Source organism: Methylobacterium sp. yr668 (genome assembly GCF_900116245.1).
In the GTDB taxonomy this organism is placed as follows: Bacteria; Pseudomonadota; Alphaproteobacteria; order Rhizobiales; family Beijerinckiaceae; genus Methylobacterium.
The window spans coordinates 25,924-49,573 of record NZ_FOZY01000012.1 but is presented as its reverse complement, the minus strand read 5'-3'; the positions used below and the strand labels follow the sequence as shown (position 1 = coordinate 49,573).

Sequence of the window (23,650 nt, the reverse complement as noted above, 5' to 3'; positions counted from 1 at the left end):
CGCGGTCCGTCTCAGTTGCTGGCGAGCTGGGACATCGGATCCACGGGCGCGCCGCCCTTGCGGATCTCGAAGTGCAGCTGCGGCGAGGTCACGTTTCCGGAGGCGCCGGACTTCGCGATGGTCTGTCCGCGCTTGACCTTCTCGCCGGGCTTCACGTCGATCTCGCCGTTATGGGCGTAGGCCGAGACGTAGCCGTTGGCGTGGCGCACGAGGACCAGCTTGCCGTAGCCCTTCACGTCGGAGCCGGCATAGGCGACCGTGCCCTCCTCGGCGGCCTTGACCGGGGTCCCCTCCGGCACGGCGATGTTGATGCCCTCGTTGCCGGAGGTGCCGTAGCCGGAGATCACCCGGCCCTTGGCGGGCCAGCGGAAGTTCTCCGTCGCCTCGGCCACGGAGCCGGTGGCGGCGGGCTCGGGCTTGGCCGGCGCGGCAGCGACCGGGGCCGCCTTCGGCGCCTCCTTGGCAGCGACCTTCTCGACCTTCTCGGCGGCGGCGGCCTCCTTGGCGGCCTTCTGGGCAGCTTCCTTGGCGGCCTTCGCCTCGGCGAGCTTCTGGGCGGCCTCCGCCTTCGCGGCGGCCTTCGCCTCGGCCTTGGCCTCCTGAGCCTTCGCCTCGGCCTTCGCCTTGGCCTCGGCCTTCGGATCCGCCTTCTTCTCGTCGGCCTTCTTCTCGTCCGCCTTGGCGACCTGTCCCGGGCGCACGTGCTTCGGCTTCTCGCCCTCCTTCAGGGCAACGTCCTTGCGGGTCTTCGCGTCGGCGACCTTGCGGGCGGCGGCGTCGCGGGCGAGTGCCTCCTTGCGCTCCGCCTCCTTCTCGGCGGCGGCGGCCTTCTGCGCGGCCTCCTTGGCGGCCTTCGCCTCGGCCAGCTTCTGGGCGGCCTCCTTGGCGGCTTCCTTGGCCTCCTCGCGCTTGGTCGCGATCTTGTTCTCGACCTGCTTGGCGTCCTCGCGCTTCTCCTCGGCGGCCCGGGCCGGCCGGGCGGTCATCGGGGACGCGGCGGGGTTCAGCCCGGAGGCGTTGTAGACCGGGATCACGATCTGGCGGCCGGGCGTGATCTGGTTCGCGTTGCTCAGGCCGTTGGCGGCCAGGATCGCCGAAGCGGGCACGCCGAACCGCGTCGACATCTGGTTCAGGCTGTCGTTGCGCGACACGGTGATCTGGGTGCCGCCCTCGGCGCTCCAGCCGACCTTGCCGGTCGATGCGACGCGGGTCGCGGGGGGGGCGGCGTTGGTCTGGACCGGCGTCGCGGCGGCGGACGGCCGCGCGGCGGCGGGGGCGCCGAGCGCCTCCGACTGGATGCGGCCCGTCCGAACCGGCGGGACGGACTTGAGGCTCCCGTCCGGCAGGCTGCCGGTCGCGGAGGGTTCCGAATCGAACGGGTTCGAGAACGGGTTCGTCAGACGCGACGCGTCCGACGAACAGGCGGCAGCCGCACCGCCGATGATGCCGATGAGCGCGACGCGCGACAGCGTCCGCAACATCTGACCCGTACCGCGCACCCGCATCGACGCACCCGTTTGCCTGACGCAACCTGATGCGCCAATGAAGACGGATTCAGGTTAAGCAACCGTTCCCGTTCCGGCGGTCTGCGACCCTGGAGCGAAGGTAGGTGCAAGGTTTTCGCGCGGCCCCGAGGATGATTCCCGCTCGCGGGATCGTCCCTTTTCGTAACCGGCCGGCACCCCACATCGCATCCATGTTTACCATCCGCGGCGCGCGCGACACCCTGGCCGACCTGCCGGCGCTCGAGACGGCGCGCCTCGCGATCGCCGCCCTCCGGCCTGCCGACGCGCCGGCCGTCCGCGCGCTCACCGACGATCCGGCCATCACCGCGGCGGTGGATTTCCTGCCGACGCCGTTCACCCTGCAGGATGCCGAGGACCTGATTCGCAGCTGCGCGCGGGGCCGGGACTGCTTCCTCGGCGCCTGGACGCGGGACGGCGCGCCCGATCCGGCCGGGCGCGCGCTCGTCGGCGTCTTCGGCACCCATCTGCGCGGCGCCGGCACGATCGAGATCGGGTACTGGGTAGGCGGCGCCGCCCGCGGGCGCGGCTACGCCTACGAGGCCGTCTCGGCGATCCTCGATCTCCTCGGGGGGCGCTTCCCGGCGCGCGTCGTCGTGGCGGAGTGCCGCCCCGCCAACGTCGCCTCCTGGGGCCTGCTGGAGAAGCTCGGCTTCCGCGACACCGGCGAGGAAGGCCACCGGCCGGGCCGGCGCCTGCTCAGGCGGGACTGACGCCCGGGATCGGGCCGGCACCGACGTGCGCGGCCACGAGAAAGCCCCCGGACCAGAGGCCGGGGGCTCGAGGACGACCCGTTTCCTGAAGCGGACCGGGCGGTCCGATCAGAAGGTGATGCCGGTCTCGACCATGTAGCGGTCCTGCGAGGTGCGGTTGCCGGTGCGGCCGAAGCCGGTGCCGAGCGTGCCTTCCGCGAGGTTGCCGCGGGTGATCCCGCCGAGCTCGACGTGGGCGTACTCCACCCGGAAGAAGTAGCGGTCGAAGGTGAAGGTCGGTGTGACGGTCACCGAGAAGGCGTTGCTGCCGGCGCCGAAGCCCAGCAGGTTGGTGCCGCCCGACCCGCGGACGCCCGTCTGCTCGGTGTACTCGACGCGGCCGGCCAGGGCGAAGTTGTCGGTGAAGGAGTAGGCCGCCAGCAGCGCCCCGCCGTAGGTCGAGGCCGAGTTGGCGATGCCGACGCGCAGGTCACGCTCGACGTTGGTGAACTGGAAGTACGGCGAGATGATCCACGGACCGTTCGCGTAAGTGTAGTTGATGTTGAAGATGCCGCTGTTCTGCTGGAGGTTCGGCGTCGCGAACTGGTAGCGCGGGCTGCGGTCGAGGGCGTTGGTCCGGCCGAGGTTCAGGCCGCCGTTGACGCCGATCGTGTTGTAGTCGTCGAGCTTGTAGGCGACGTTGCCGGTGAACCACGAGATCTCGTTGGAGAAGAACCCGTCCGTGCCGGCGACCGACACCGAGAGCGGCCCGCTGCTGTAGTTGACCTGCACGCCCTGATTGATGAAGTTCTCCTGCACGAACAGGAGGCCGCGGTTGATGTTCAGGTTCTGGTAGGTGAACAGCAGCTCGGTGCCGATCATGGTGAACATCCGGCCGCCCTGGACCGACCATTCATCGTTGATCTGGATCTTGCCGTAGGCGACCGGGACCGGGCCGAACAGGAGGTCGGTCTGGGTGAAGGTGCTGAGGGTGGGGAAGCCGAGCTGCGGGATCGAGTAGCCGCCGGCCTGGATGTAGAACTGGAACGCGCCCTCGGGCTTCTGGATGATGCCCTGCACGTTCGAGAAGTCGAACCGGGCCGCGCGGTCGCGGTCGTTGGGCGCCGCCGGGGTCGAGAACGACGCGAACGGGTTCGACTGGGTGTAGCCGTAGCCGGTGATGGCGCCGCCCACGTAGAGGTCGCCGAGCGGTCCGGCCGAGAAGCAGCTCGGATTCGGGTTGGCCTTGATCACGCCGCCGTAGGCCGGGCCGAGGAGCGTGGCCTTGCAGGGCTCGGCGGGGGGCGCGACTGGAACCGGCGCCGGGGCCGACAGGTCGGCCGCGAGGATGCTGGTCGAGGACAGCAGCACGGTGGCCAGGCCGGCCAGGGTGGATCGCTTCAGCATGGTGTCGCAGCTCGTTCGGGTTCGTCGACGGCCAAGCTGACATCGCGGTGCGATTGACACAAAATCAAACATAGAGCAGTTGCATAATTTTTGGGCAGTTCCGTATCGCTGATCACGTTCGATGCGGAAATGTGACTTTGCCGCCACAATTGTATCGGAACCCCGGCCTTTTCCTTCCGCGCAGGCCCGGAGGTCTTCCGCGCGGCGGCCCAATTCTACCGAGTCAGGCGGCCGGGCCGATCGGATCGCAGCGAAACCCTCCGAAGTCCTGCCGGGCCAGACGTTCTGCGAGCGCCGGCAGGAACAGCATCGCCTCATCGGCGAGGCGCCAGGGCGGATTGACGACGATCAGGCCGCTTCCGGTCAGCCGCGTCGGGTCGTCCGGCCGGTCGATCAGCAGGTCGAGCCGCAGGGCGGGGCGGGGCAGGGCGGCCCCGAGATCGCGGACCATCCGGTCGAGGGCCGCGGCGTCCTTGATCGGGTACCAGGCCAGGAACAGGCCGGTCGGCCACTTCGCCACCGCGCGGGCGAGATGGGCGCCGAGGCGCTCGATCTCGCCGGGCACCTCGTAGGGCGGGTCGATCAGCACGAGGCCGCGCCGCTCCGGCGGCGGGATCTGCGCGTTGATCGCGGTCCAGCCGTCGAGGTTCATCACCTTGGTGCGGGGATCGCGGGCGTAGCGGTCCTGCAGGGTCGCGGCGTCCGCCGGGTGCAGCTCGACGAACACGCCCTTGTCGCCGGGGCGGAGCGCCTCGCGGATCACGGCCGGCGAGCCCGGATAGGCGGTGGTGCCGTGTCGAGCGCGCACCGCCGCCACCGCGGCCCGGTAGGGCTCCAGCAGCGCTTCCACCTCCGGCGCGAAGGGCGCCGCCATCCGGCCCCAGCCGTCCCGCCACTCTCCGGTCCGGGCCGCCTCGTCGGCCTCGAGATCGTAGACGCCGAGGCCCGCGAAGGCGTCCAGCGCCCGGAACGGCTTGTCCTTGAGGCGCAGGTGGTCGAGCACCCGCGCCAGGACGAGGTGCTTGAGGACGTCGGCGTGGTTGCCGGCGTGGAAGGCGTGCCGATAGTTCATGGCAGCGCGCTGAAGCCGATCCCGGGCGCCGGGTCCAGGGGCCGGCGTGCGAAAGGCGGAAAAAACTCAGCGCGCGGCGTCGAGGCTCACCTCGGGCGCCCGGCAATTGCCGCGGGCGACCTCGGGACAGGGGGTGAAGCCGCGCAGGTCCTTGCCGAAGCAGATCCGGACCTCCTGCAGCTGCCCGCGGGTGCAGGTGACCGCCATCATGTCGGGGCGCAGGCCGCGATTGGCCGCCACGAACTGCCGGGCGATCTCGATCGGCGCGAGGGTCTGCGGCGGGGAGCCGCCCTTGAGCCCGTCGGGGATCGTCACCGCGAGCCGCGCCGTGCGGGCGGCCGCGAAATAGGCGGCGGGATCGAGACCCGAGCAGGTGCCGTGCTTGCGCCACTCGTACCGCGCGAGGCCCTCGCTCGGGTAGACCTGCCCGGCGACCTCCATGGCCTGCCGGGTCGGGGCGCGGTTCACCGCCGAGCAGTTCTGCGGATACCCGCTCACGTATTGCGGCCACAGGCCGTGGACGACGAAGCCCAGGCCGCGCCCGGGGGCGCACTGGACGTCGTCCCGGCGGGCGCCCGGCCCCGCGCAGTAGGTCGGCGACCACGACAGGGCGAGGACGTAGAAGTCGAAGTCGCCGGGCGCGCCGCGCCGGGCGAAGCCGCCGTAATCCTGGGCGGCGGCCGGGGCGGCGGCCGACCCGGCGAGGAGCAGGCCCGCGAGGCCGGCGGCGCGCCCGCGCATGGTCAGGGACGCGCCATCCGGCAGGCGGTGGCGTAGGCGTAGGAGAGGTCCCGGTCGAGGCCGTGGATGCAGAACTCGACGCCCCAGGTCGCGCCGATGATGCCGAGGCTCTCGCGCACCGAGTAGTCGACCTTGCGGCGGACCCCGTCGGAGGTGGTCACGGTCGCGGTGCAGAACCGGCGCGGATAGGTGTCGAGGCCCCAGGGCCGCCACGCCGTGCGCTCGATCGTGTCGAAGGACAGGATCGTCATCGACGAGTTCCAGAACTTCGCCTCCTTCTCGGCGAAGTTGGTCGAGACCCGCTCCAGCACCGACGGGTCCTGGCAGCCCGGGATCTGCGCGTCGAACGGGAAGATCCGCTCCTCGGCGGGCTCGATGTCCTCCCGGGCCGACCGGGCGAGCGCCGGCTGGGCCAGGGCGAGAAGGGCCAGCCCGAGGGCGAAGCCGTGAAGAACCGGGCGCATGGCGCGTGCCTCGACGGATGTGCGATCCTGCATCCGCGAACGATGGCTTCGCCGCGCCGCCAGTCAAGCTCCGGCAGTCCCGCCCCGGCGCTTTGCCAGCCTGTGCGGCGCGGCCGCTACAGTCCCGCTTGGGGCGCGGCGCGGGAGCGGCGCCCGGCGCGAGTGCCGCGGGTCGCGCCCGTCTCTCAGTAGATCGGCTCCGCGCTCGGCGGCGCGCCGAGCTGCAGCGGCTCGTCGTACTCCTGCGCGGGCTCGTCGTGGGCGGCGGCGACCCGCGGTGCCGGCCGCACGGGCGCCGTCGCGGTGTAGGCCGAGGCCGCGGCCGGACGGTCGAGGGGCCGGGCGGGCGCACGGGCGACCTGGGTCGCGCTCCCGGCCTTCGACATCGGCGACACGCCGTAGGGATCGTCCTCCTCGACGTCCACCGGCGCCTGAGGGCCGGCGGGCTGGCGCTGCGGCGGGATCGGGCGGCTCAGCGGCCGCTCGGCCCCGGTGCCGAGCTGCGGCGTGAACTTGATCAGCGGCTTGCAGATCCGGCGCAGACCGCGCGGGTCGTGCCGTGCGAGATCGACGTGGATGTGATCGTAGTGGAACACGTTCGAGCCGGGCGCCAGCACGGTGGTGAAGCGCTGGCAGGCGCCCAGGAAGATCTCGCGCAGGAAGCCCTGCTCGGCCTCCGTGCCGCGCCAGCCGCCCTTGACGGTGATCACGTGGCCGTCGGCGAGCTTGATCGACATGACGTCGATCGCGTTCCCGAAGCCGTGCTCGGAGAGCTTGGCGCCGGGCTGGTTGTTGCGGCCGCGGCAGGAATAGGAGCCGGCGTTGATCTCGGCCACCGGCACGCCGAAGTAGAGGTTGGCGGCCGGCTGGATCGTGTCGGCGAGCCACGCCTCGGCCTCGGCCAGCGCCGGGCAGCCCAGCGTCATCCGCTGCTTCAGCAGGACGGAGCCGCCGCCGAGCCGCGTCACCCGGAAGGGCTGCTGCATGCCGCACGGCCCCGGGCCATCCATCGCCGCGATGGGCGTGATGTACTCCGAGGGCTCGACGAGCTTCTTGGCCAGGCAGACCTGCTCCGCCTGATCGCGCCACGGTTCACGTCGCTCGAAATGATTGATCGAGCACGCGGTGAGGCCCGCACCGAACAGCGCAAGGGCCGAGAACAGGGATACGCCACGCCACATGACCCGGACGATGCGCACGGTCGCGTAAAGCGTTCGTCAACGGCGTTTCGGGAATGCCGTCGGCTGTGGCGTCTCGGTTGACAGCGCCGCGGACCGCGGACTGAATGCATTATGCTCTCGCTTCTCGACCTCCGCGCCCGCATCGAAGCCGGCACCCTGACGCCCGCGGGCGCGATCGACCTGTGCCGCGCCGCGATCGCCGCGCGGGAGCCGGACCTGCGCGCGCTGGTCACCCTCGACGCGGCGCCGGCGATCCCCGAGACCGGGCCGCTCGCCGGCATCGCGGTCGGCGTGAAGGACATCATCGACAGCGCGGGCCTGCCGACCCAGATGGGCTCGCCGATCTACGCGGGCTGGAAGCCCCGGGGCGACGCCGCGGTCGTGAGCCGGCTGAAGCAGCTCGGTGCCGTCGCCCTCGCCAAGACCACCACCACGGCCTTCGCCAGCAGCGATCCGACCGAGACGGTCAACCCGCACGATCCCGGCCACACGCCGGGGGGCTCCTCGGCGGGCTCGGCCGCCGCCGTCGGCGCCGGGATGCTGCCGCTGGCCCTGGGCACGCAGACGGCGGGCTCGGTGATCCGGCCCGCGAGCTTCTGCGGCTGCGCGGCGGTGAAGCCGTCGTTCCGGCTGATCCCCACGGTCGGCGTGAAGACCTACTCGTGGGCCCTCGACACGGTCGGGCTGTTCGCCGCCGGGGTCGCGGACGTCGCCCACGCCCTCGCGCTCGTCACCGGGCGGCCGGAGATCGAGCGGGCGGAGGGGGGCTCGGCGCCGCGCATCGCCGTGGTGCGGCAGGATTTCGCCGGCACCCCCGAGCCGGAGGCCGAGGCGGCGCTCACCCGCGCCCGGCAGGCGGCCGAGCGGTCCGGGGCGCGGGTGAGCGACCTCGCCCTGCCGACCGAGCTGGCGCAGGCCTGGGAACGCCACCGCCTCATCCAGAACTACGAGGGTCGGCTGGCGCTGGCCTGGGAGTACGACACGCAGGCCGACGCGCTGCCGCCGCGCACCCGCGCCCATCTCGATGACGGGGCGACGATCAGCCCGGCCCAGTACGATGACGGGCGCCGCCACGGCCATCACGCCCGCCGGGTGCTGAAGGGCCTCTTCGCCGATTACGACGCGATCCTGACCTTCTCGGCGCCGGGCCCGGCGCCCGCGACCCTGGCCTCGACGGGCGACCCGCGCTTCAACCAGCTGTGGACGCTGATGGGCGTGCCCTGCGTGAACGTGCCGGTGCCCGGCCACCGCCTGCCGGTGGGCGTCCAGGTGATCGGCCGCTTCGGCGACGACGGCCGGGCCCTGGCGGTCGCCCGGATGATCGAGGCCGCGCTGCGCGGCTGACCGGCCGCCCGCGCCCGTCGACGGCGCGGGCGCCCGGGGCGCTCAGCTGCTCGGCTGCTCGTGGAGCGTGTCCTCCACGTAGAGCTGCTCCAGCAGGACCTTGATCACCGCCATCAGCGGCAGGGCGAGGGCGATGCCCCAGAGCCCGAAGATCACGCCCAGGATCAGCTGGCCGGCGAAGATCGTGGCCGGCGGGATGTCGAGCGCCCGCTTCTGGATGAACGGCGTCAGGCCGTAGCTCTCCAGGCACTGGACCGCGAGATAGACGCCGATCGCGCCGATCACCGCTTTCGTGCCCGAGGCCAGGGCGGCCAGGACGATGACGAGGCCCGCCACCAGCGGCCCGACCGTGGGCACGAAAGCGAGCAGGCCCGCCTGCAGGCCGAGGATCAGCGCGCCGCCGATGCCCAGGAAGGCGAGGCCGGCCCAGGTGCACAGGAAGATTACCGCCATGATGATCAGCTGGCCGAACAGCCAGTGGCGGAGGGTCTCGCCGGCCCCGTCGAGGACCTGGCTGGCCCGCCAACGCTTCGCCGGCGGCACGAACCGGACCACCCCGTCCCGGTAGGCCTTCGGGTCGGCCGCGAAGGCGAGCCCCAGGAAGGCGATCACCAGCACGTTGCCGAGGGCGTCGAACAGGCCGAGGATCACGGCCGCGGCCGGTCCGAGGACGCTGCCGGCATCCGAGACGATCGAGCTGCTGCCCTTCAGGAGTCCGTTCGCGAGGCCGCCGAGCCCCCCCTCACGCTGGCCCGAATCGGTCGAGCCGTCCTTGCCACCGCCCTGCGGTGCGAGGCTCGGCACGTCGATGCCGCGCTCCGACAACCAGCCCGTGACGGTTCCGGCCTGATCCTTGATCGTCGTCCCGAGGTCCCGGCCCTGCTGGACGATGGTGGCGCCGCCGTAGCTCCCGAAGCCGATCACCGCGACCGCGACCGCCACGCTGGCGAGGGACAGCCGCAAGCCGCGCGGGAGCGGCAGGACGCGGCCGAGCCCGCGGGTCAGGCCGTCGAGGAACACGCCGAGGAGCACTCCGGCGAAGATGAGCAGGAGCGTGCCGGCCGACATCCAGGCCAGGGCCAGCGCCGCCACGAAGCACACGACGGCGATCCCGGAGGCCGCGAGCGGTGCGGCCCCGCGCCAGGGCCCGACGGGACCGTCCAGTTCCTGAAGGCTGCTGTCCGACATCGTCGCTCCTAAACCGCGGGCTCACGAACGCCGTGGGCTCTCAGGGGTCAAGTCCGACGGCCGGCTTCTGTGCAATCCGGGGTGGGGATGCGCGTCCGCGCGTCGTCCGCGCGTCGTCCGCGCAAGTCGCCGGACCGCAGGCTCCGGCCGCCGGGAGCCGCACCGTCGGCACAGACGGCGACCGACAGGGTCCGCCCCTCGGCCCGGCGGCGTGGTCCGTCCCGGACTCGCGCGTCGGCGCCGCGGGCGCGGCCCCGATCATTGCGCCGATCGTCGAGCGCCCTGGGGCAGCCTGAGCGCGACCCCGGGCACGGCCATCAAGCCCAGCGGCCGGCCGCGGCCTCGTCGTGGGCCGCCGCCTCGACCCAGCCGCCGGTCGTGCCGTCGGCGAGGTGCTCCCGCTTCCAGAACGGGGCGCGGGTCTTGAGGTAGTCCATCAGGAAGTCCGCGGCCTCGAACGCCGCGACCCGGTGGCTGGCGGCGGTGACCACCAGCACGATGCCGTCGCCCGGACGGACCAGGCCGTGCCGGTGGATCACCCGCAGGGCCTGGAGCGGCCAGCGCGCCATCGCCTCGTCGGCGACGCGCCGGATCTCGGCCTCGGCCATGCCGGGGTAGTGCTCCAGCTCGAGGGCGGTCAGCCGCCCGCCCTCGTCGCGGCACAGGCCGGTGAAGGTCACGACGGCGCCGGCCCGGCCGCCCAGCGCGGCGCTCAGGCCGGCGATCTCGGCCGCGGTGTCGAAGGGCTCGGCCTGGATGCCGACGCTCGGGACGGGGGCGCTCATGGCCCGATCCATAGGAGTCCCCGGCTTCGCGGACCAGCCCCGTCCCTGTCACACCCGGTCCCGCCTCTATATGACACGGTCCGTCGCGCCCTGCCGGCCCGGCGCGCGGCCCGCCATCGTCCGGATGTCCCCGCGCGCTCCGGACGGCGCTGGAGAAGGATACCCGCGTGACCCCCGACCTGATCCTGCCCTACGAAGGCGAGCAGCCGGACTTCACCAGTCGCCCCGTCTGGTGCGGCCGCGGCAGCACGGTGATCGGCGCCGCCCGGATCGGCGCGCAGGCCTGGATCGGCGACGAGGCGGTGATTCGCGCGGACGGCCAGACCGTCACCCTCGGCGACCGCTTCTGGCTCGGCCACCGCTCGACGGTGCACATCGCCACCGCGACGCACGGCACCCGGTGCGGCGACCGGGTCACGGTCGGGCGCAACAGCGTGGTCCACGCCTGCACGCTCGGCTCCGACGTCGTCGTCGAGGACGACGTGGTGATCCTCGACGGCGCCGAGGTCGGCGACGGCGCGGTCCTCGAGGCCGGCGCGACGGTCTTCCCCCGGGCGACGCTGCCCGGCGGCTTCGCCTACGCGGGCAGCCCGGCCCGCCCCAGCCGCGCGATCGGATCCGACGAGGTCGCCGAGCGGGCCGAGCGGTTGCGCGAGCGGATGGGCGACGGGCCCGCGCTCCCGGCCGGGGAGGCGCTGGAGGTCGAGGACAGCGTCTTCGTGGCGCGCACCGCCCGCCTGCGCGGACGGGTGAGCCTCGGCGCCGGCGCGAGCGTGCTGTTCTGCTGCGACCTCAACGCGGAAGTCGGACCGATCGTGGTCGGCGCGGACACCAACATCCAGGACAACACGGTCATCCGCACCCGGGCGGACGGGGTGGTGATCGGGCGGGACACGACCATCGCCCACAATGTCCGGATCGCCGATTGCCGGATCGGGGCGCGGGCGCTGATCGGCATCGGCGCGACGATCGCGGCCGGCACCCTCATCGCCGACGACGTCATGCTGGCGGCCGGGGCCACCACCGATCCCGGGCAGATCCTGGAGGCCGGCTACCTCTGGGGCGGCCGCCCCGCCCGCATCCTGGGGCCCCTCGACGCCGAGAAGCGGGCCATGATGATCCGCATCGTCGAGGGCTACTGCCGGCACGGCCGGGAATACCGGGCCGCGCAGGAGGCGCTGGCCTGACAGCCCGCCGTCAGTGCTGCAGGATCTTCGACAGGAAGGTCTGCGCACGCTCGGAGCGGGGGCTGCCGAAGAACTCGTCCTTCCGGGCGTCCTCGACGATCTCGCCGCGATCCATGAAGATCACCCGGTCGGCGACCTTGCGGGCGAAGCCCATCTCGTGGGTCACGACCATCATGGTCATGCCCTCCTTGGCGAGCTCCACCATCACGTCGAGCACCTCGCCGACCATCTCGGGGTCCAGCGCCGAGGTCGGCTCGTCGAACAGCATCACCACCGGGTTCATGGCGAGCGCCCGGGCGATGGCGACGCGCTGCTGCTGCCCGCCCGAGAGCTGGCCCGGGAACTTGTTCGCGTGGGCGCCCAGGCCGACGCGGGCGAGCAGGTCGAGGCCGCGCTTCTTCGCGTCCTCGCCGCTGCGGCCCAGAACCTTGCGCTGGGCGATGGTGAGGTTCTCGGTGGTCGACGGGTGCGGGAACAGCTCGAAGTGCTGGAACACCATGCCGACCCGCGAGCGGAGCTTCGGCAGGTTGGTGGCCTTGTCGGCGACCTTCGTGCCGGCCACCGTGATCTGGCCCTTCTGGAAGGGCTCCAGGGCGTTGACGCACTTGATCAGGGTCGACTTGCCCGAGCCCGAGGGACCGCAGACGACCACGACCTCGCCCTTGGCGACCTGGGTGCTGCAGTTCGTCAGCACCTGGAAGTCGCCGTACCATTTGCTGATGTTGTCGATGGCGATCATCGTCTCGCCGGGGGCCACCGCCTGGGCGCCGGAGATCAGGCTGCCCGGCTGCAGGCCGGCATCCTTCGGCGCGTGGCTGGCATCGGCGACGGGTTCGGCGGCGGTGGGGGCCGGCATCGGGGACGAGGTCATGACACGGTCTCCAGTGTCGGTCAGCGGATGATGGCCACGCGGCGCTGCAGGCGGCGCACGAGGTACGAGGCCGAGAAGCAGATCGCGAAATAGACCACGGCGGCGAAGACATACATCTCGACGAGGCGGCCGTCGCGCTGGGCGACCTTCGAGGCGGCGCCCATGAAGTCGGTGAGCGAGAGCACGTAGACCAGCGACGTGTCCTGGAACAGGATGATGGTCTGGGTCAGCAGCAGCGGCAGCATGTTGCGGAAGGCCTGGGGCAGGATCACGTTGCCCATGGTCTGCCAGTAGTTCATCCCGAGGGCCTGGGCGGCGGCCGTCTGACCCTTCGGGATCGACTGGATGCCGGCGCGCATGATCTCCGAGAAGTAGGCCGCCTCGAAGGCCATGAAGGTGATCAGGGCCGACGGGAAGGCGCCGACCTGGATCGGCGTCGAGGATCCGGTCAGGTAGGCGCCGATATACGGCACCAGGAAGTAGAACCAGAAGATCACCAGAACCAGCGGCAGCGAGCGGCAGAGCTCGACGTAGGCCTTGGCGAGGTGCCACAGGCCGGGAATGCCCGACAGGCGCGCCATGGCCAGCAGCGTGCCGATGATGACGCCGCCCACGGCGGCCATGGCGGTGAGCGTCACGGTGAAGACCATGCCCTGACCGAACAGGTAGGGCAGGGACGAGGCGATGACGGAGAAGTCGAAATTCGAGAGCATCGGGGCCTGTTACCGGTGGCCGTCGGGCGGGGTGGCGGAGCGGAAGCGGGCGGCCCTCAGCGCTGGCCGGGGATGGCGACCGCCTTCTCCAGGAAGGTCGCCGCCGTGACGACCACGAGGTTGATGATCACGTAGAGGATCGTCGCGGCCGTGAAGGCCTCGAACACCTGGAACGAGAATTCCTGCATCGAGCGGGCCCGGGCGGTCAGTTCCAGCAGGCCGATGGTCAGCGCCACCGACGTGTTCTTGAGATTGTTGAGGAATTCCGAGGTCATCGGCGGCAGGATGATCCGGTAGGCGTTGGGCAGCAGCACGTAGCGGTAGGTCTGATAGGTGGTGAAGCCCATGGCGGTGCCGGCCATGCGCTGGCCCCGCGGCAGCGACTGGATGCCGGCGCGGACCTGCTCGGCCACGCGCGACGCGGTGAAGAAGCCGAGGCAGACCACCGCCGTGTAGAACGGCGCGTCCGGCAATTGCTTGATCGCGTCGCCGATCCGGGTCGGGACCACTTCGGGCAGCACGAAGTACCAGAGGAACATCTGGACCAGCAGCGGCACGTTGCGGAACAGCTCGACATAGGCCGTGCCGATCGCGTTCGCGGGCTTCGACGGCAGGGTGCGCAGCACGCCGACCAGGGAGCCCAGGAAGAAGGCGATCACCCAGGAGCAGAGCGCGGTCGTGATCGTCCACATGAGCCCCGAGAGCAGCATGTCGAGATACGTGCCGTTGCCCTCCGGCGAGGCGTCGAAGAAGATCCGCCAGTTCCAGTTGTAGTTCATCGCGCCGCTTCTACTGTGAACTTACAGAGACGCACCGCGGGCCGGAGCCCGCGGTGCGCATCATGGCATGAAACCGGACCGAACGGGTCTCAGTAGGCCGCCGGATCGGGGCTCGAGATCGGGGTCGTGAACTGCTTCTTCATCTCCGCGCTCATCGGCAGGTTGAGGTTGATGTTGCGCGGCGGGATCGGCTGGGTGAACCACTTGTCGTAGAGGGCCTTGCCCTCGGGGCTCGTGTAGAGCTTGGCGGTGGCGTCGTCCGCGACCTTCTTGAACTCGGTGTCGTCCTTGCGGAGCATGATGCCGTAGGGCTCGGGCTTCGACAGGGCCTCGGTGGAGATCTCGTAGGCGGAGGGGTCCTTCGACGAGGCGGCGAGCGAGGCGAGCAGCACGTCGTCCATCACGAAGGCGGCGGCGCGGCCGGTCTCGACCATCAGGAACGCCTCGGCGTGGTCCTTGGCCGGCAGGATCGTCAGGCCGAGCTTGCGCTCCGTGTTGGCCTCGTTGATCTGCTTGATGTTCGTGGTGCCCGAGGTCGACACGACGGTCTTGCCCTTCAGGTCCTCGATCGTGTGCAGGTTGGCCGACTTCTTCGAGACGTAGCGGGTCGCGGTCAGGAAGTGCGAGTTGGTGAACCACACCTGCTTCTCGCGCTCGGCGTTGTTGGTGGTCGAGCCGCACTCGAGGTCGATCGTGCCGTTCGCCATCAGCGGGATGCGGGTGGCGGAGGTGACCGGGTTGAGCTTCACCTCGAGGTTCGGGAGGTTGAGCTTGGCCTTCACCGCGTCGGCGATCTTGTAGCAGATGTCCATCGCGTAGCCGATCGGCTTCTGATCGGCGCCGAGATACGAGAACGGCACGGAGGCGTCGCGGTAGCCGATGACGATGGCGTTGGCGTCCTTCACCTTCTTGAGGGTGCCGGTCAGCTCCTGCGCCCCGACGCTCATCGGAGCGAGGGCGAGGGTCAGGCCCAGCGCCGCGGCGGCGCCGCGGCGAGCGATATCAGACTGCATCGGTACGGAACTCCTGGATCGGGCCGAACGACATCGGCCGGCGGCGGGGTACGCGGGCCCGCCCGCTCGGGCGACGCCTTTGCAATGATGGTGCCGGGAGAAGGGGCGAAGCGCCGCGCGAGCCTGCGGCTGAGTACGGACAAGTTGCGGCCAAGCCTCTGCGCACGTCCGCAGATGCGGTCCCTGCCGTCCTCATGGCCTCCTCCCAAGCGCTGAGCCGGCCTCACGCTCGCGCCGGCGGCATCATGCACACTTCTTAGGCGTACGCACGCGGTGCGGAGGACGGATCCGCCCGGAAAGCTGACGAATCCACGGTATAGAAAACGACGACGCCGCCCCCCGCGGTATCGGGAGGCGGCGTCGGACTGAAAACCCGGCTCGTGGCCGCGGCTTACTTCGTCAGCTCATTGCCGCTGTAGTCGATCTTGCCGTCGGGTCCCTTCTTCCACTCGTACATGACGTAGTCGGGCCGGGTGATGTCGCCCTTCTTGTCGTAGGCGATCGGGCCGACCACCGTGTCCACCGGCTTGCCCTGATGCAGCCAGTCGGCGAGCTTCTTGCCGTCGCTGGAGCCGGTCTCGGCCATCGCCTTGGCCAGGACCTGCACGGCCGCGTAGGAGTAGAGCGTGTAGCCCTCGGGATCGATGTTCTTGGCCTTGAAGGCGGCGAGCGCCGCCTTGGCGTTCGGGTTCTTGCGGGCGTCCGGCGGGAAGGTGGTCAGCGTGCCCTCGGCCGCGGGACCGGCGATCGCCACCAGCTCGCGGTCGACCATGCCGTCGCCGCCCATCATCGGCGCCTTCAGACCCTGATCGCGCATCTGGCGCAGGATCAGCCCGGCCTCGGTGTAGTAGCCGCCGAAATAGACGACGTCGACGTTGGCGGACTTCAGCTTGGAGACGAGCGCCGAGTAGTCCTTCTCGCCCGGATTGATACCCTCGGACATGACCTCCTTGCCGCCCTTGGCCTTGAAGGCCTTCAGCGTCTCGTCGGCCAGCCCCTTGCCGTAGGGGGTCTTGTCGTGGACGAAGGCGACCTTCTTGCCCTTGAAGTGATCGGCCAGGTAGTTGCCGGCGACGGCACCCTGCTGGTCGTCGCGGCCGCAGGTGCGGAACGTGTTCCACATCCCGCGCTCGGTGAACTTCACGTTCGTGGAGGCCGGCGTGACCTGGATGATGCCGGCGTCCAGGTAGACGTCGGAGGCCGGGATCGACACGCCCGAGTTGTAGTCGCCGACGACCATCTTCACGCCGTCGCTGGCGAACTTGTTGGCCACCGAGACGCCCTGCTTCGGGTCGGAGGCGTCGTCGCCGACCGTCACGGTCAGCGTCGTGCCCTTCAGCGTGCCGGCCTTGTTGAGGTCCTCGACCGCCTGGCTCGCGCCGTTCTTGAGCTGCGCGCCGATGGCGGCGCTGTTGCCGGTGATCGGCGCGGCGACGCCGAGCTTCACCTCGGCGGCCTGGGCGGCCGCCGCCATCGCGCCGAGGGCGAGCCCGGCCAGCAGAATCGATCTCATCGCGTACTTCCCCTAAGTGTCAGGACCGCACGTGCGGATCCGGCCGCACTCATCGGACCTCGCCGGCCGCGGGCGCCCGTGCGCGCCATGTCAGCGGTGAGGTCTTCTCGTAGAGCCAGCGGTACTGGCTCGTCATCTGGCGCGTCCGCGTGTAGCGGAAGCCCGCAGCGCCGATGATCATGACGATGACCGCGTCGACCGCATAGTAGTGCAGCGACAGCAGGGTGCCCGAAAACAGGGCGTAGTGAATGAAGCGCACGGCTGCTGCCACCAGAAGCAGCGCCAGGGCGCATTGCCAGAAGGGCCGCCAGCCCCGGGCGATGCCGCGGGCGGCCATCCATCCGGCCCACCCGCCCATCACGACGGTCACCAGCAGGAACAGCCAGGCCGACGGCTCCTCGTACAGGATCCCCTGCAGCACGCTCATGTGATGTCCGGTCGATTGCTTCGGTTAACGCGCTCCTCGCCGTCATCGCGAGCGCAGCGAGGTGACCTGGGGCAGCGCAACCTCGAAAGGTGGGGCGCCGCCCTGGATTGCTTCGCTCCGCTCGCAAAGACGGGGATGCCAATGGCATCAACCGAAAACGGCATCATGCCCCGACCGGGCCGGCATGGCCCCCCTCCAGGTAGGCGGCCTGGACGTTCGGGTCGTCGAGCAGCGCCCGACCCGTCCCGCTGATCGTGACCCGACCGTTGACCAGCACGTAGCCGCGATGGGCGAGCTTGAGGGCGTGGTAGGCGTTCTGCTCGACGAGGAAGATCGTCATGCCGTCAGTCCGGTTCAGCTCCCGGATCGCGTCGAAGATGCCCTTCACCACGAGCGGCGCGAGGCCGAGCGACGGCTCGTCGAGCAGCAGCAGCCGCGGACGGCTCATCAGCGCCCGGGCGATGGCCAGCATCTGCTGCTCGCCGCCCGACATGGTGCCGGCGCGCTGGTTGAGGCGCTCCTTGACCCGCGGGAACAGGGCGCAGACCTTCTCCAGATCCTCGGCGAAGAAGCGCCCGTCATGGAGCGCGGCGCCCATCTGGAGGTTCTCGTAGACGGTCATGCGCGGGAAGACCCGGCGCCCCTCCGGCGACTGGGCGATGCCGAGCCGGGCGATGGCGTGGGTCGGCAGCCGGGTGATGTCGCGGCCGTCGTAGGTGATCGTCCCCGAGCGCGCCTGGGGGCTGCCGAAGATCGTCATCATCAGGGTCGACTTGCCGGCGCCGTTGGCGCCGATCAGCGTGACGATCTCGCCCTCGGCCACGTCGAGATCGACCCCGCGCAGGGCCGCGACGCTGCCGTAATAGGTCGAGACGTCGCGCACCGCGAGGAGCGGCGGCTTCCGTCCCGCCTGGATCGCCCGCGTCTCCTCGACGAGGACGTTGATGCCGGCGACGCTCATGCCGACGCTCCCGTGTGCGCCGCGTCCCCGTGCGGCACGGTGATCCCGACCTCGGCCTCCACGGCCTCGACCTCCTCGTCCTCGACGCCGAGATAGGCGGCGATCACCTTCGGGTCGGCCCGCACATCGGCGGGGGACCCGTCGGCGATCTTCACGCCGTAATCGAGCACGACCACGTGGTCGGAGATCTCCATCACCACCGACATGTCGTGCTCGATCAGCAGCACCGAGGTGTCGTGCGCGTCGCGGATGTGGCGCAGGAGGCCGTTCAGCTCGGCCGATTCCCGCGGGTTGAGGCCGGCCGCCGGCTCGTCGAGGCAGAGCAGCACCGGGTCGGTGCACATCGCCCGGGCGATCTCCAGGCGCCGCTGCGCGCCGTAGGGCAGGGCGCCCGCCGGATCATCCGCCCGCTTCATCAGGTCGATGCGCTCGAGCCAGGCCTTGGCCCGCTCGATCGCCGCGGCCTGCGCGTCCCGGTAGGTCTTGAGGCCGAGCAGCCCGAGGATCGTGTAGCCCGAGGCCCGCATCAGCGGCGCGTGCTGGGCGACGAGCAGGTTCTCCAGGACGGTCATGCCCTGGAACAGGCGGATGTTCTGGAAGGTGCGGGCGACCCGCGCAGTGCGGTTCACCTTGTGGTTCGGAAGCCGCTCCAGCAGGTGCGCCGTGCCGTCGGCGTGCGCCAGCGTCAGCATGCCCTCGGTGGGCTTGTAGAAGCCGGTGATGCAGTTGAACACCGTGGTCTTGCCGGCCCCGTTCGGGCCGATCAGCGCGGTGATATCGCCGCGGCGAGCCTCGAACGACAGGTCGGAGACGGCGGTGAGCCCGCCGAACCGCATGGTCAGGTGCTCGACCGTGAGCACCGGCGGGGGGAGGGGGGACGTCGCCATCAGCCGTGCCCCTCGCTGACATGGGCGCCCGAGACCGCGCGCCGCTGGCCGAGCGACACGGACGGCATCCGCTCCGAGATCAGCCCGCGCGGCCGCCAGACCATCATGGCGACCATGGCGAGCCCGAACAGCAGCAGCCGGTACTCGCTGGGGTCGAAGCCCTCGCCGAACACGGCCTTCAGGAACCCGAGATTGCGCAGCATCTCCGGCCCGCCGACCATCGCCACCGCGGCGATCGCGACGCCGACCTGGCTGCCCATGCCGCCGAGGACGACGATCGCCAGGATGATGGCGCTCTCCAGGAAGTTGAAGCTCTCCGGGCTGATGAAGCCCTGGCGCACGGCGAAGAACGAGCCGGCGAAGCCCCCGAAGGCCGCGCCCAGCGCGAAGGCCGTGAGCTTCGTGGCGGTGGTGTCGATGCCGAGCGAGCGGCAGGCGATCTCGTCCTCGCGCAGGGCCTCCCAGGCCCGCCCGATGGGCAGGCGGCGCAGGCGCAGGGTGACGAAGTTGGTGATCAGGGCCAGCCCGAGGATCAGGTAGTACAGGAAGATCAGCCGGTGCATCGAATCGTACGGGATGCCGAAGGTGGCGGCGAACCCGCCCTCGCCCGCCGTGAACGGGATGCCGAAGAAGGTCGCCCGCGGGATCGACGAGATGCCGGCCCCGCCGCCGGTGACGTCGGTCCAGTTGATCAGGACCAGGCGGATGATCTCGCCGAAGGCCAGGGTGACGATGGCGAGGTAGTCGCCGCGCAGGCGCAGCACCGGGAAGCCGAGGATCATGCCCCACAGGCCGGCGAACAGGCCCGCCAGCGGCAGGCAGACCCAGAACGACAGGCCGAAGGTCGTCGACAGCAGCGCGTAGGAATAGGCCCCGACCGCGTAGAAGGCGACGTAGCCGAGGTCGAGCAGGCCCGCGAGGCCGACCACGATGTTCAGGCCCCAGCCGAGCATGACGTAGGTCAGGATCAGGATGCCGAGGTCGATCCAGTAGCGGGCCGAGGACAGGCCGCCGGTCGCCAGCGCGGAGATCATCGGCAGGGTCAGCGCGACGAAGATGAACAGCCAGAGGCCGACCTTCGAGGTCTTCTGCCCGGCATCGGGCTCGCCGTGCACGGCCTCGGTGGCCTGGGCCGGGGAAGGGGTCAGCGCCCGCCGCGCGTCGCGGCGCAGCAGCACGAGGCGCTGGACGAGGCGCAGCGCGAAGATCGCCGCGCAGAGCGCCGCCACCAGCCCCCAGCGCGGCACGAGCACCAGCTCGCTCCCGGGCCCGGGATCGGTCCGGTAGGCGATGATCGGGACACAGAGGCCGAAGGTGACGAGGGCGTAGAGGGCGGCGTCGCGCAGGATGCCGGCCATCGCGGAGCCGGGGAGAGCGTTCTGCGAGGCGGCCATCAGACTTTCTCGACCTCGGGCCGGCCCAGGATGCCCGACGGCATGAAGATCAGCACGATCGCCAGGATCGAGAAGGCGGCGACGTCCTTGTACTCGATGGAGAAATAGGCCGACCAGAAGGTCTCGATCAGGCCGATGATCAGGCCGCCGAGCACGGCGCCGGGCAGCGAGCCGATGCCGCCGAGCACCGCCGCCGTGAACGCCTTCACGCCGGGCACGAACCCATCCGAGAAGGACACGACGCCGTAGTACATGAGGTAGAGGACGCCCGCGACGGCCGCGAGCGCGGCGCCGAGCACGAAGGTCAGCGAGATCGTGCGGTCCACGTCGATGCCGAGCAGCGCCGCCATCTTGCGGTCCTGCTCGCAGGCGCGCTGCGCCCGGCCGAAGGGCGTGCGCTGCACGAGGTACCAGAAGCCGGTGAGCAGCACGGCGGTCACCGCCATGATCAGCACCTGCTTCCAGGCCAGGAACACCGCGTAGCCGTCGCGCTCGAACAGCGTGATGCCGCCCGACAGCATCGGCGGGGTCGGCTTGTTGCGCGCGCCCTGCACGACCTGCACGAAGTTCGACAGGAAGATCGAGACGCCGATCGCCGAGATCAGCGGCGCGAGGCGGAACGAGCCGCGCAGCGGCCGGTAGGCCACCCGCTCGATCGCCCAGCCCCACAGGGCGGTCAGCACCATGGCGACCACCAGCACCACCAGGAAGGCCAGCGCGATGGAGCTGACCCCGAGCCAGACCGTCAGCAGCAGGAAGGTGATGAGCGCGATGAAGCAGGAGACCATGAAGACGTCGCCGTGGGCGAAGTTCACCATGCCGATGATGCCGAACACCATCGTGTAGCCGATCGCGATCAGGCCGTAGATCGAGCCGAGCGTCAGCCCGTTGATGAGCTGCTGTACGAAGACGTCCATGAACTCTCGCGCGCAGGTTGCTTGGGCCGCCTACGGAGAGCGCAGGCAGCTTGGCGGGGCAAGTCTCGTACCGCAGCCGTAGCACACCGGCCACCGGTTTCATCGCCGCCCGAGCGTCGCGTGAAAACAGTCGACCACGCCAGTAACGCCCCCTGGCCGGGCTTGCGTGTGGCGCAGTTCCTGCGACACGTTAACGAATTGCAATGCTCGATCATCCCGGGCCCAGGCGAGGAGCAGTACCGATGGCAGGGTCGCGACTCACGACGATGATCTTCATCGGCATGCTCCTCGGAATCGCCGTGGGCTACGCCTGCAGCATCACCTGGCCCGATCCGCAGACCGCCAAGGAGATCGCCGGCTACATCGCGCTGGTCTCCGACGTGTTCCTCCGCCTGATCAAGATGATCATCGCGCCGCTGGTCTTCTCCACGCTGGTCGTCGGCATCGCCCATCTCGGGGATACCGCCTCCGTCGGCCGGGTCGGCGGCAAGGCGCTGCTCTGGTTCGTCGGCGCCTCGTTCTGCTCTCTGATGCTCGGCCTCATCATGGTCAACCTGATGCAGCCCGGCCACAACCTGAACCTGCCGCTGCCCGATGCCGGGGCCGGCACCGGGCTCAAGGCGGCCTCGCTCTCGCTCAAGGAGTTCGTGACGCACCTCGTGCCGAAGAGCGCCGTCGAGGCCATGGCCAACAACGAGATCCTGCAGATCGTGGTCTTCTCGATCTTCTTCGGCGTGGGCCTCGCCGCCCTCGGCGAGAAGGGCCGCCTGCTCGCGCAGGGCATCGAGGGCATCGCCGACGTCATGCTCAAGGTGACGGGCTACGTGATGATGTTCGCCCCCGTGGCGGTGTTCGCCGCCATCGCGGCGACGATCACCACGCAGGGCATCGGCGTGCTCGTGACCTACGGCAAGTTCCTCGTGGAGTTCTACATCAGCCTCGGCGTGCTCTGGACGCTGCTGATGGGCGTCGGCTTCCTGCTGCTCGGCGGCGGCGGCATCATGCGCCTGTTCAACCTGATCAAGGAGCCCTTCGTGCTGGCCTTCTCGACGGCGTCGAGCGAGGCCGCCTACCCCAAGATGCTCTCGAACCTGGAGAAGTTCGGGGTGCCGAACCGGATCACCTCGTTCGTGCTGCCGATGGGCTACTCGTTCAATCTCGACGGCTCGATGATGTACTGCACCTTCGCGGTGATGTTCATCGCGCAGGCCTACAACATCCCGCTGAGCTGGGGCCAGCAGCTCACGATGCTGCTCCTGCTGATGGTGACCTCGAAGGGCATGGCCGGCGTGCCGCGCGCCTCGCTGGTGGTGATCTCGGCGACGCTGTCGCACTTCAACATCCCGGAGGCCGGGCTGCTGCTGATCATCGGGATCGACCAGTTCCTCGACATGGGCCGGTCGGCCACCAACGTGCTCGGCAACAGCGTCGCCACCGTGGCGGTCGCCAAGTGGGAGGGCCAGCTCAGCACCACCGACCAGCGCCTCGACCATGTCGGCACGGTGGCCTCGCCCGCGGAGTAGGGGTCGGTCCGGCGAAATCTGCGCGCGCCGCGATGGCGGGCGCAGGACGGCCGCTCTCATGAGCGCTCTCACGGGTGCCCTGAATCGCGGCGTGGCTTGTTCGGTGCCCTTCGGAGGCGGAGTGATGACGATGCGGCTCGTCGCGGTTCTGGCGCTGGCGCTGGCGGCGACGCCCGCCTCCGCCGTCGAGGTGCTCACCGGGACGCTCAGGAGCGTCGCCGAGCGCGGGGAGATCGTCCTCGGCTACCGGGAGAGCTCGGTGCCGTTCTCCTTCGTGGAGGGCAAGCAGTCGGACGGGAGCCCCCGACCGATCGGCTACGCCATCGACCTCTGCGGCGAGATCGCCGACGACGTCCAGGCGGCGATCGGCCGGCCGGTGAAGATCCGCTACGCACCGGTCACCGCCGAGACGCGCATCGCGGCGGTGACCTCCGGCAAGATCGACCTCGAGTGCGGCTCGACCACCGCCAATGCCGAGCGCCGCAAGCAGGTCGCCTTCTCGCCGGTGGACTACATCAGCGCGACGCAGCTGCTGGTGAAGCGCGGATCGGGCATCGCCTCCTACCGGGATCTCGGCGGGAAGACCGTGGTGGTCACGGCCGGCACCACCAACGAGAAGGCCGTGCGCGACCAGTTCGCCCGCCTGAAGATCGACGCGCAGGTGGTGACGGCGCCCGACCACGCCGCCTCCTACGCGATGGTCAAGGCCGGCAAGGCCGACGCCTTCGCCACCGACGACGTGCTGCTCTACGGGCTGATCGCCACGGACGCGAAGGACGGGGCGAACTACACGGTGCTGCCCGACAAGCTCTCCTACGAGCCCTACGGCATCATGTTCCGCAAGGACGATCCGGAACTCGCCGGCCTCGTGCAGCAGACCTTCACGCGGCTCGCCGAGTCGCGGGCGCTGCGCTGGACCTACGAGCGCTGGTTCCTCAAGCGCCTGCCCAACGGCGAACGCCTCGACATCCCGATGTCGAACGACCTGCGGGTCAGCTTCCAGCTGATGGGCCTCGACGGGGGCGAGTGACCGGCGCGGGGACAGGCGCGACGACCGGACGGCGCCTC

At 70.4% G+C, this 23,650-nt stretch carries 23 protein-coding genes; 5 read left to right on the top strand and 18 right to left on the bottom strand.

What is annotated here, in order from left to right:
* Positions 1 to 11: 11 nt before the first annotated feature.
* Positions 12 to 1,505, bottom strand: coding sequence for a peptidoglycan DD-metalloendopeptidase family protein (locus BM419_RS16465; protein ID WP_091927050.1), 1,494 nt, complete (start codon positions 1,503 to 1,505; stop codon positions 12 to 14).
* A 191-nt stretch (positions 1,506 to 1,696) separates the two neighbouring features.
* Here BM419_RS16465 and BM419_RS16460 point away from each other — a divergent pair, with 191 nt between their 5' ends.
* Complete coding sequence (locus BM419_RS16460) at positions 1,697 to 2,236, top strand: GNAT family N-acetyltransferase (RefSeq protein ID WP_091927049.1); 540 nt, start codon at positions 1,697 to 1,699, stop codon at positions 2,234 to 2,236.
* A gap of 108 nt (positions 2,237 to 2,344) precedes the next feature.
* Here the strand turns inward: BM419_RS16460 and BM419_RS16455 are convergent, their stop codons facing one another.
* The 5 genes from BM419_RS16455 to BM419_RS16435 all read right to left on the bottom strand — a co-directional run bounded on the left by BM419_RS16455 (position 2,345) and on the right by BM419_RS16435 (position 7,080).
* Positions 2,345 to 3,622 (bottom strand): porin, encoded by a 1,278-nt coding sequence (locus BM419_RS16455; protein WP_020094215.1) that lies wholly within the window; start codon positions 3,620 to 3,622, stop codon positions 2,345 to 2,347.
* Between the two features lie 223 nt (positions 3,623 to 3,845).
* Positions 3,846 to 4,694: a 23S rRNA (adenine(2030)-N(6))-methyltransferase RlmJ gene (rlmJ, locus tag BM419_RS16450; RefSeq protein WP_091927048.1), complete on the bottom strand. Its 849-nt coding sequence runs from the start codon at positions 4,692 to 4,694 to the stop codon at positions 3,846 to 3,848.
* Positions 4,695 to 4,760: 66 nt separating this feature from the next.
* Entirely contained in the window at positions 4,761 to 5,435 is a 675-nt protein-coding gene (locus tag BM419_RS16445; RefSeq protein ID WP_091927047.1) for a ribonuclease T2 family protein, read from the bottom strand.
* 2 nt (positions 5,436 to 5,437) lie between these two features.
* On the bottom strand, positions 5,438 to 5,899 hold the full coding sequence (locus BM419_RS16440) for a hypothetical protein (protein ID WP_020094218.1): 462 nt from the start codon (positions 5,897 to 5,899) through the stop codon (positions 5,438 to 5,440).
* Positions 5,900 to 6,084: 185 nt separating this feature from the next.
* Entirely contained in the window at positions 6,085 to 7,080 is a 996-nt protein-coding gene (locus tag BM419_RS16435; protein ID WP_091681218.1) for an extensin-like domain-containing protein, read from the bottom strand.
* 111 nt (positions 7,081 to 7,191) lie between these two features.
* On the opposite strand from BM419_RS16435, the gene BM419_RS16430 reads away from it, so the two are divergent.
* Positions 7,192 to 8,424: an amidase gene (locus BM419_RS16430; RefSeq protein ID WP_091927046.1), complete on the top strand. Its 1,233-nt coding sequence runs from the start codon at positions 7,192 to 7,194 to the stop codon at positions 8,422 to 8,424.
* A gap of 42 nt (positions 8,425 to 8,466) precedes the next feature.
* Here BM419_RS16430 and BM419_RS16425 read toward each other — a convergent pair whose 3' ends face one another.
* Positions 8,467 to 9,612, bottom strand: coding sequence for an AI-2E family transporter (locus BM419_RS16425; RefSeq protein ID WP_175556317.1), 1,146 nt, complete (start codon positions 9,610 to 9,612; stop codon positions 8,467 to 8,469).
* Positions 9,613 to 9,929: 317 nt separating this feature from the next.
* The gene (locus tag BM419_RS16420; RefSeq protein WP_020094223.1) at positions 9,930 to 10,397 is read right to left on the bottom strand and encodes a molybdenum cofactor biosynthesis protein MoaE; all 468 of its coding nucleotides are present in this window, start codon (positions 10,395 to 10,397) and stop codon (positions 9,930 to 9,932) included.
* Positions 10,398 to 10,564: 167 nt separating this feature from the next.
* On the opposite strand from BM419_RS16420, the gene BM419_RS16415 reads away from it, so the two are divergent.
* Complete coding sequence (locus BM419_RS16415; RefSeq protein WP_091927045.1) at positions 10,565 to 11,584, top strand: gamma carbonic anhydrase family protein; 1,020 nt, start codon at positions 10,565 to 10,567, stop codon at positions 11,582 to 11,584.
* A gap of 10 nt (positions 11,585 to 11,594) precedes the next feature.
* Here BM419_RS16415 and BM419_RS16410 read toward each other — a convergent pair whose 3' ends face one another.
* From BM419_RS16410 to BM419_RS16365, 10 genes are all read right to left on the bottom strand, one after another.
* On the bottom strand, positions 11,595 to 12,323 hold the full coding sequence (locus BM419_RS16410) for an amino acid ABC transporter ATP-binding protein (protein WP_091927120.1): 729 nt from the start codon (positions 12,321 to 12,323) through the stop codon (positions 11,595 to 11,597).
* A 152-nt stretch (positions 12,324 to 12,475) separates the two neighbouring features.
* The gene (locus BM419_RS16405; protein ID WP_056533906.1) at positions 12,476 to 13,168 is read right to left on the bottom strand and encodes an amino acid ABC transporter permease; all 693 of its coding nucleotides are present in this window, start codon (positions 13,166 to 13,168) and stop codon (positions 12,476 to 12,478) included.
* Positions 13,169 to 13,224: 56 nt separating this feature from the next.
* Positions 13,225 to 13,947 carry an amino acid ABC transporter permease gene (locus BM419_RS16400; protein WP_059409257.1) on the bottom strand — a complete coding sequence of 241 codons (723 nt, stop codon included), beginning with the start codon at positions 13,945 to 13,947 and terminating at the stop codon, positions 13,225 to 13,227.
* A gap of 89 nt (positions 13,948 to 14,036) precedes the next feature.
* Entirely contained in the window at positions 14,037 to 14,960 is a 924-nt protein-coding gene (locus tag BM419_RS16395) for an amino acid ABC transporter substrate-binding protein (RefSeq protein ID WP_020094228.1), read from the bottom strand.
* Between the two features lie 391 nt (positions 14,961 to 15,351).
* A complete protein-coding gene (locus tag BM419_RS16390) occupies positions 15,352 to 16,473 on the bottom strand; it encodes a branched-chain amino acid ABC transporter substrate-binding protein (protein ID WP_091927044.1) in 1,122 nt (373 codons plus the stop codon).
* Between the two features lie 49 nt (positions 16,474 to 16,522).
* Positions 16,523 to 16,891, bottom strand: coding sequence for a DUF6867 family protein (locus tag BM419_RS16385; RefSeq protein ID WP_026605095.1), 369 nt, complete (start codon positions 16,889 to 16,891; stop codon positions 16,523 to 16,525).
* 172 nt (positions 16,892 to 17,063) lie between these two features.
* The gene (locus BM419_RS16380) at positions 17,064 to 17,861 is read right to left on the bottom strand and encodes an ABC transporter ATP-binding protein (protein WP_091927043.1); all 798 of its coding nucleotides are present in this window, start codon (positions 17,859 to 17,861) and stop codon (positions 17,064 to 17,066) included.
* Complete coding sequence (locus BM419_RS16375) at positions 17,858 to 18,748, bottom strand: ABC transporter ATP-binding protein (RefSeq protein WP_020094232.1); 891 nt, start codon at positions 18,746 to 18,748, stop codon at positions 17,858 to 17,860. The genes BM419_RS16380 and BM419_RS16375 overlap by 4 nt, the downstream gene beginning before the upstream one ends.
* Entirely contained in the window at positions 18,748 to 20,142 is a 1,395-nt protein-coding gene (gene livM, locus BM419_RS16370; protein WP_056533896.1) for a high-affinity branched-chain amino acid ABC transporter permease LivM, read from the bottom strand. The genes BM419_RS16375 and livM overlap by 1 nt, the downstream gene beginning before the upstream one ends.
* On the bottom strand, positions 20,142 to 21,059 hold the full coding sequence (locus BM419_RS16365; RefSeq protein WP_020094234.1) for a branched-chain amino acid ABC transporter permease: 918 nt from the start codon (positions 21,057 to 21,059) through the stop codon (positions 20,142 to 20,144). The genes livM and BM419_RS16365 overlap by 1 nt, the downstream gene beginning before the upstream one ends.
* Positions 21,060 to 21,301: 242 nt before the next feature.
* Here BM419_RS16365 and BM419_RS16360 point away from each other — a divergent pair, with 242 nt between their 5' ends.
* The gene (locus BM419_RS16360) at positions 21,302 to 22,582 is read left to right on the top strand and encodes a dicarboxylate/amino acid:cation symporter (RefSeq protein WP_026605096.1); all 1,281 of its coding nucleotides are present in this window, start codon (positions 21,302 to 21,304) and stop codon (positions 22,580 to 22,582) included.
* 124 nt (positions 22,583 to 22,706) lie between these two features.
* Positions 22,707 to 23,612 carry an amino acid ABC transporter substrate-binding protein gene (locus BM419_RS16355; RefSeq protein WP_091927042.1) on the top strand — a complete coding sequence of 302 codons (906 nt, stop codon included), beginning with the start codon at positions 22,707 to 22,709 and terminating at the stop codon, positions 23,610 to 23,612.
* Positions 23,613 to 23,650 lie beyond the last annotated feature (38 nt).

What these genes read in the sequence shown, in the direction of transcription:
- BM419_RS16365 (WP_020094234.1), bottom strand. Translation starts at nt 21,059, where the DNA reads ATGGACGTCTTCGTACAGCAGCTCATCAACGGGCTGACGCTCGGCTCG.
- rlmJ (WP_091927048.1), bottom strand. Translation starts at nt 4,694, where the DNA reads ATGAACTATCGGCACGCCTTCCACGCCGGCAACCACGCCGACGTCCTC.
- BM419_RS16435 (WP_091681218.1), bottom strand. Translation starts at nt 7,080, where the DNA reads ATGTGGCGTGGCGTATCCCTGTTCTCGGCCCTTGCGCTGTTCGGTGCG.
- BM419_RS16430 (WP_091927046.1), top strand. Translation starts at nt 7,192, where the DNA reads ATGCTCTCGCTTCTCGACCTCCGCGCCCGCATCGAAGCCGGCACCCTG.
- BM419_RS16410 (WP_091927120.1), bottom strand. Translation starts at nt 12,323, where the DNA reads ATGATCGCCATCGACAACATCAGCAAATGGTACGGCGACTTCCAGGTG.
- BM419_RS16405 (WP_056533906.1), bottom strand. Translation starts at nt 13,168, where the DNA reads ATGCTCTCGAATTTCGACTTCTCCGTCATCGCCTCGTCCCTGCCCTAC.
- BM419_RS16440 (WP_020094218.1), bottom strand. Translation starts at nt 5,899, where the DNA reads ATGCGCCCGGTTCTTCACGGCTTCGCCCTCGGGCTGGCCCTTCTCGCC.
- BM419_RS16455 (WP_020094215.1), bottom strand. Translation starts at nt 3,622, where the DNA reads ATGCTGAAGCGATCCACCCTGGCCGGCCTGGCCACCGTGCTGCTGTCC.
- BM419_RS16395 (WP_020094228.1), bottom strand. Translation starts at nt 14,960, where the DNA reads ATGCAGTCTGATATCGCTCGCCGCGGCGCCGCCGCGGCGCTGGGCCTG.
- BM419_RS16465 (WP_091927050.1), bottom strand. Translation starts at nt 1,505, where the DNA reads ATGCGGGTGCGCGGTACGGGTCAGATGTTGCGGACGCTGTCGCGCGTC.
- BM419_RS16420 (WP_020094223.1), bottom strand. Translation starts at nt 10,397, where the DNA reads ATGAGCGCCCCCGTCCCGAGCGTCGGCATCCAGGCCGAGCCCTTCGAC.
- BM419_RS16445 (WP_091927047.1), bottom strand. Translation starts at nt 5,435, where the DNA reads ATGCGCGGGCGCGCCGCCGGCCTCGCGGGCCTGCTCCTCGCCGGGTCG.
- BM419_RS16400 (WP_059409257.1), bottom strand. Translation starts at nt 13,947, where the DNA reads ATGAACTACAACTGGAACTGGCGGATCTTCTTCGACGCCTCGCCGGAG.
- livM (WP_056533896.1), bottom strand. Translation starts at nt 20,142, where the DNA reads ATGGCCGCCTCGCAGAACGCTCTCCCCGGCTCCGCGATGGCCGGCATC.
- BM419_RS16360 (WP_026605096.1), top strand. Translation starts at nt 21,302, where the DNA reads ATGGCAGGGTCGCGACTCACGACGATGATCTTCATCGGCATGCTCCTC.
- BM419_RS16390 (WP_091927044.1), bottom strand. Translation starts at nt 16,473, where the DNA reads ATGAGATCGATTCTGCTGGCCGGGCTCGCCCTCGGCGCGATGGCGGCG.
- BM419_RS16380 (WP_091927043.1), bottom strand. Translation starts at nt 17,861, where the DNA reads ATGAGCGTCGCCGGCATCAACGTCCTCGTCGAGGAGACGCGGGCGATC.
- BM419_RS16460 (WP_091927049.1), top strand. Translation starts at nt 1,697, where the DNA reads ATGTTTACCATCCGCGGCGCGCGCGACACCCTGGCCGACCTGCCGGCG.
- BM419_RS16425 (WP_175556317.1), bottom strand. Translation starts at nt 9,612, where the DNA reads ATGTCGGACAGCAGCCTTCAGGAACTGGACGGTCCCGTCGGGCCCTGG.
- BM419_RS16355 (WP_091927042.1), top strand. Translation starts at nt 22,707, where the DNA reads ATGACGATGCGGCTCGTCGCGGTTCTGGCGCTGGCGCTGGCGGCGACG.
- BM419_RS16375 (WP_020094232.1), bottom strand. Translation starts at nt 18,748, where the DNA reads ATGGCGACGTCCCCCCTCCCCCCGCCGGTGCTCACGGTCGAGCACCTG.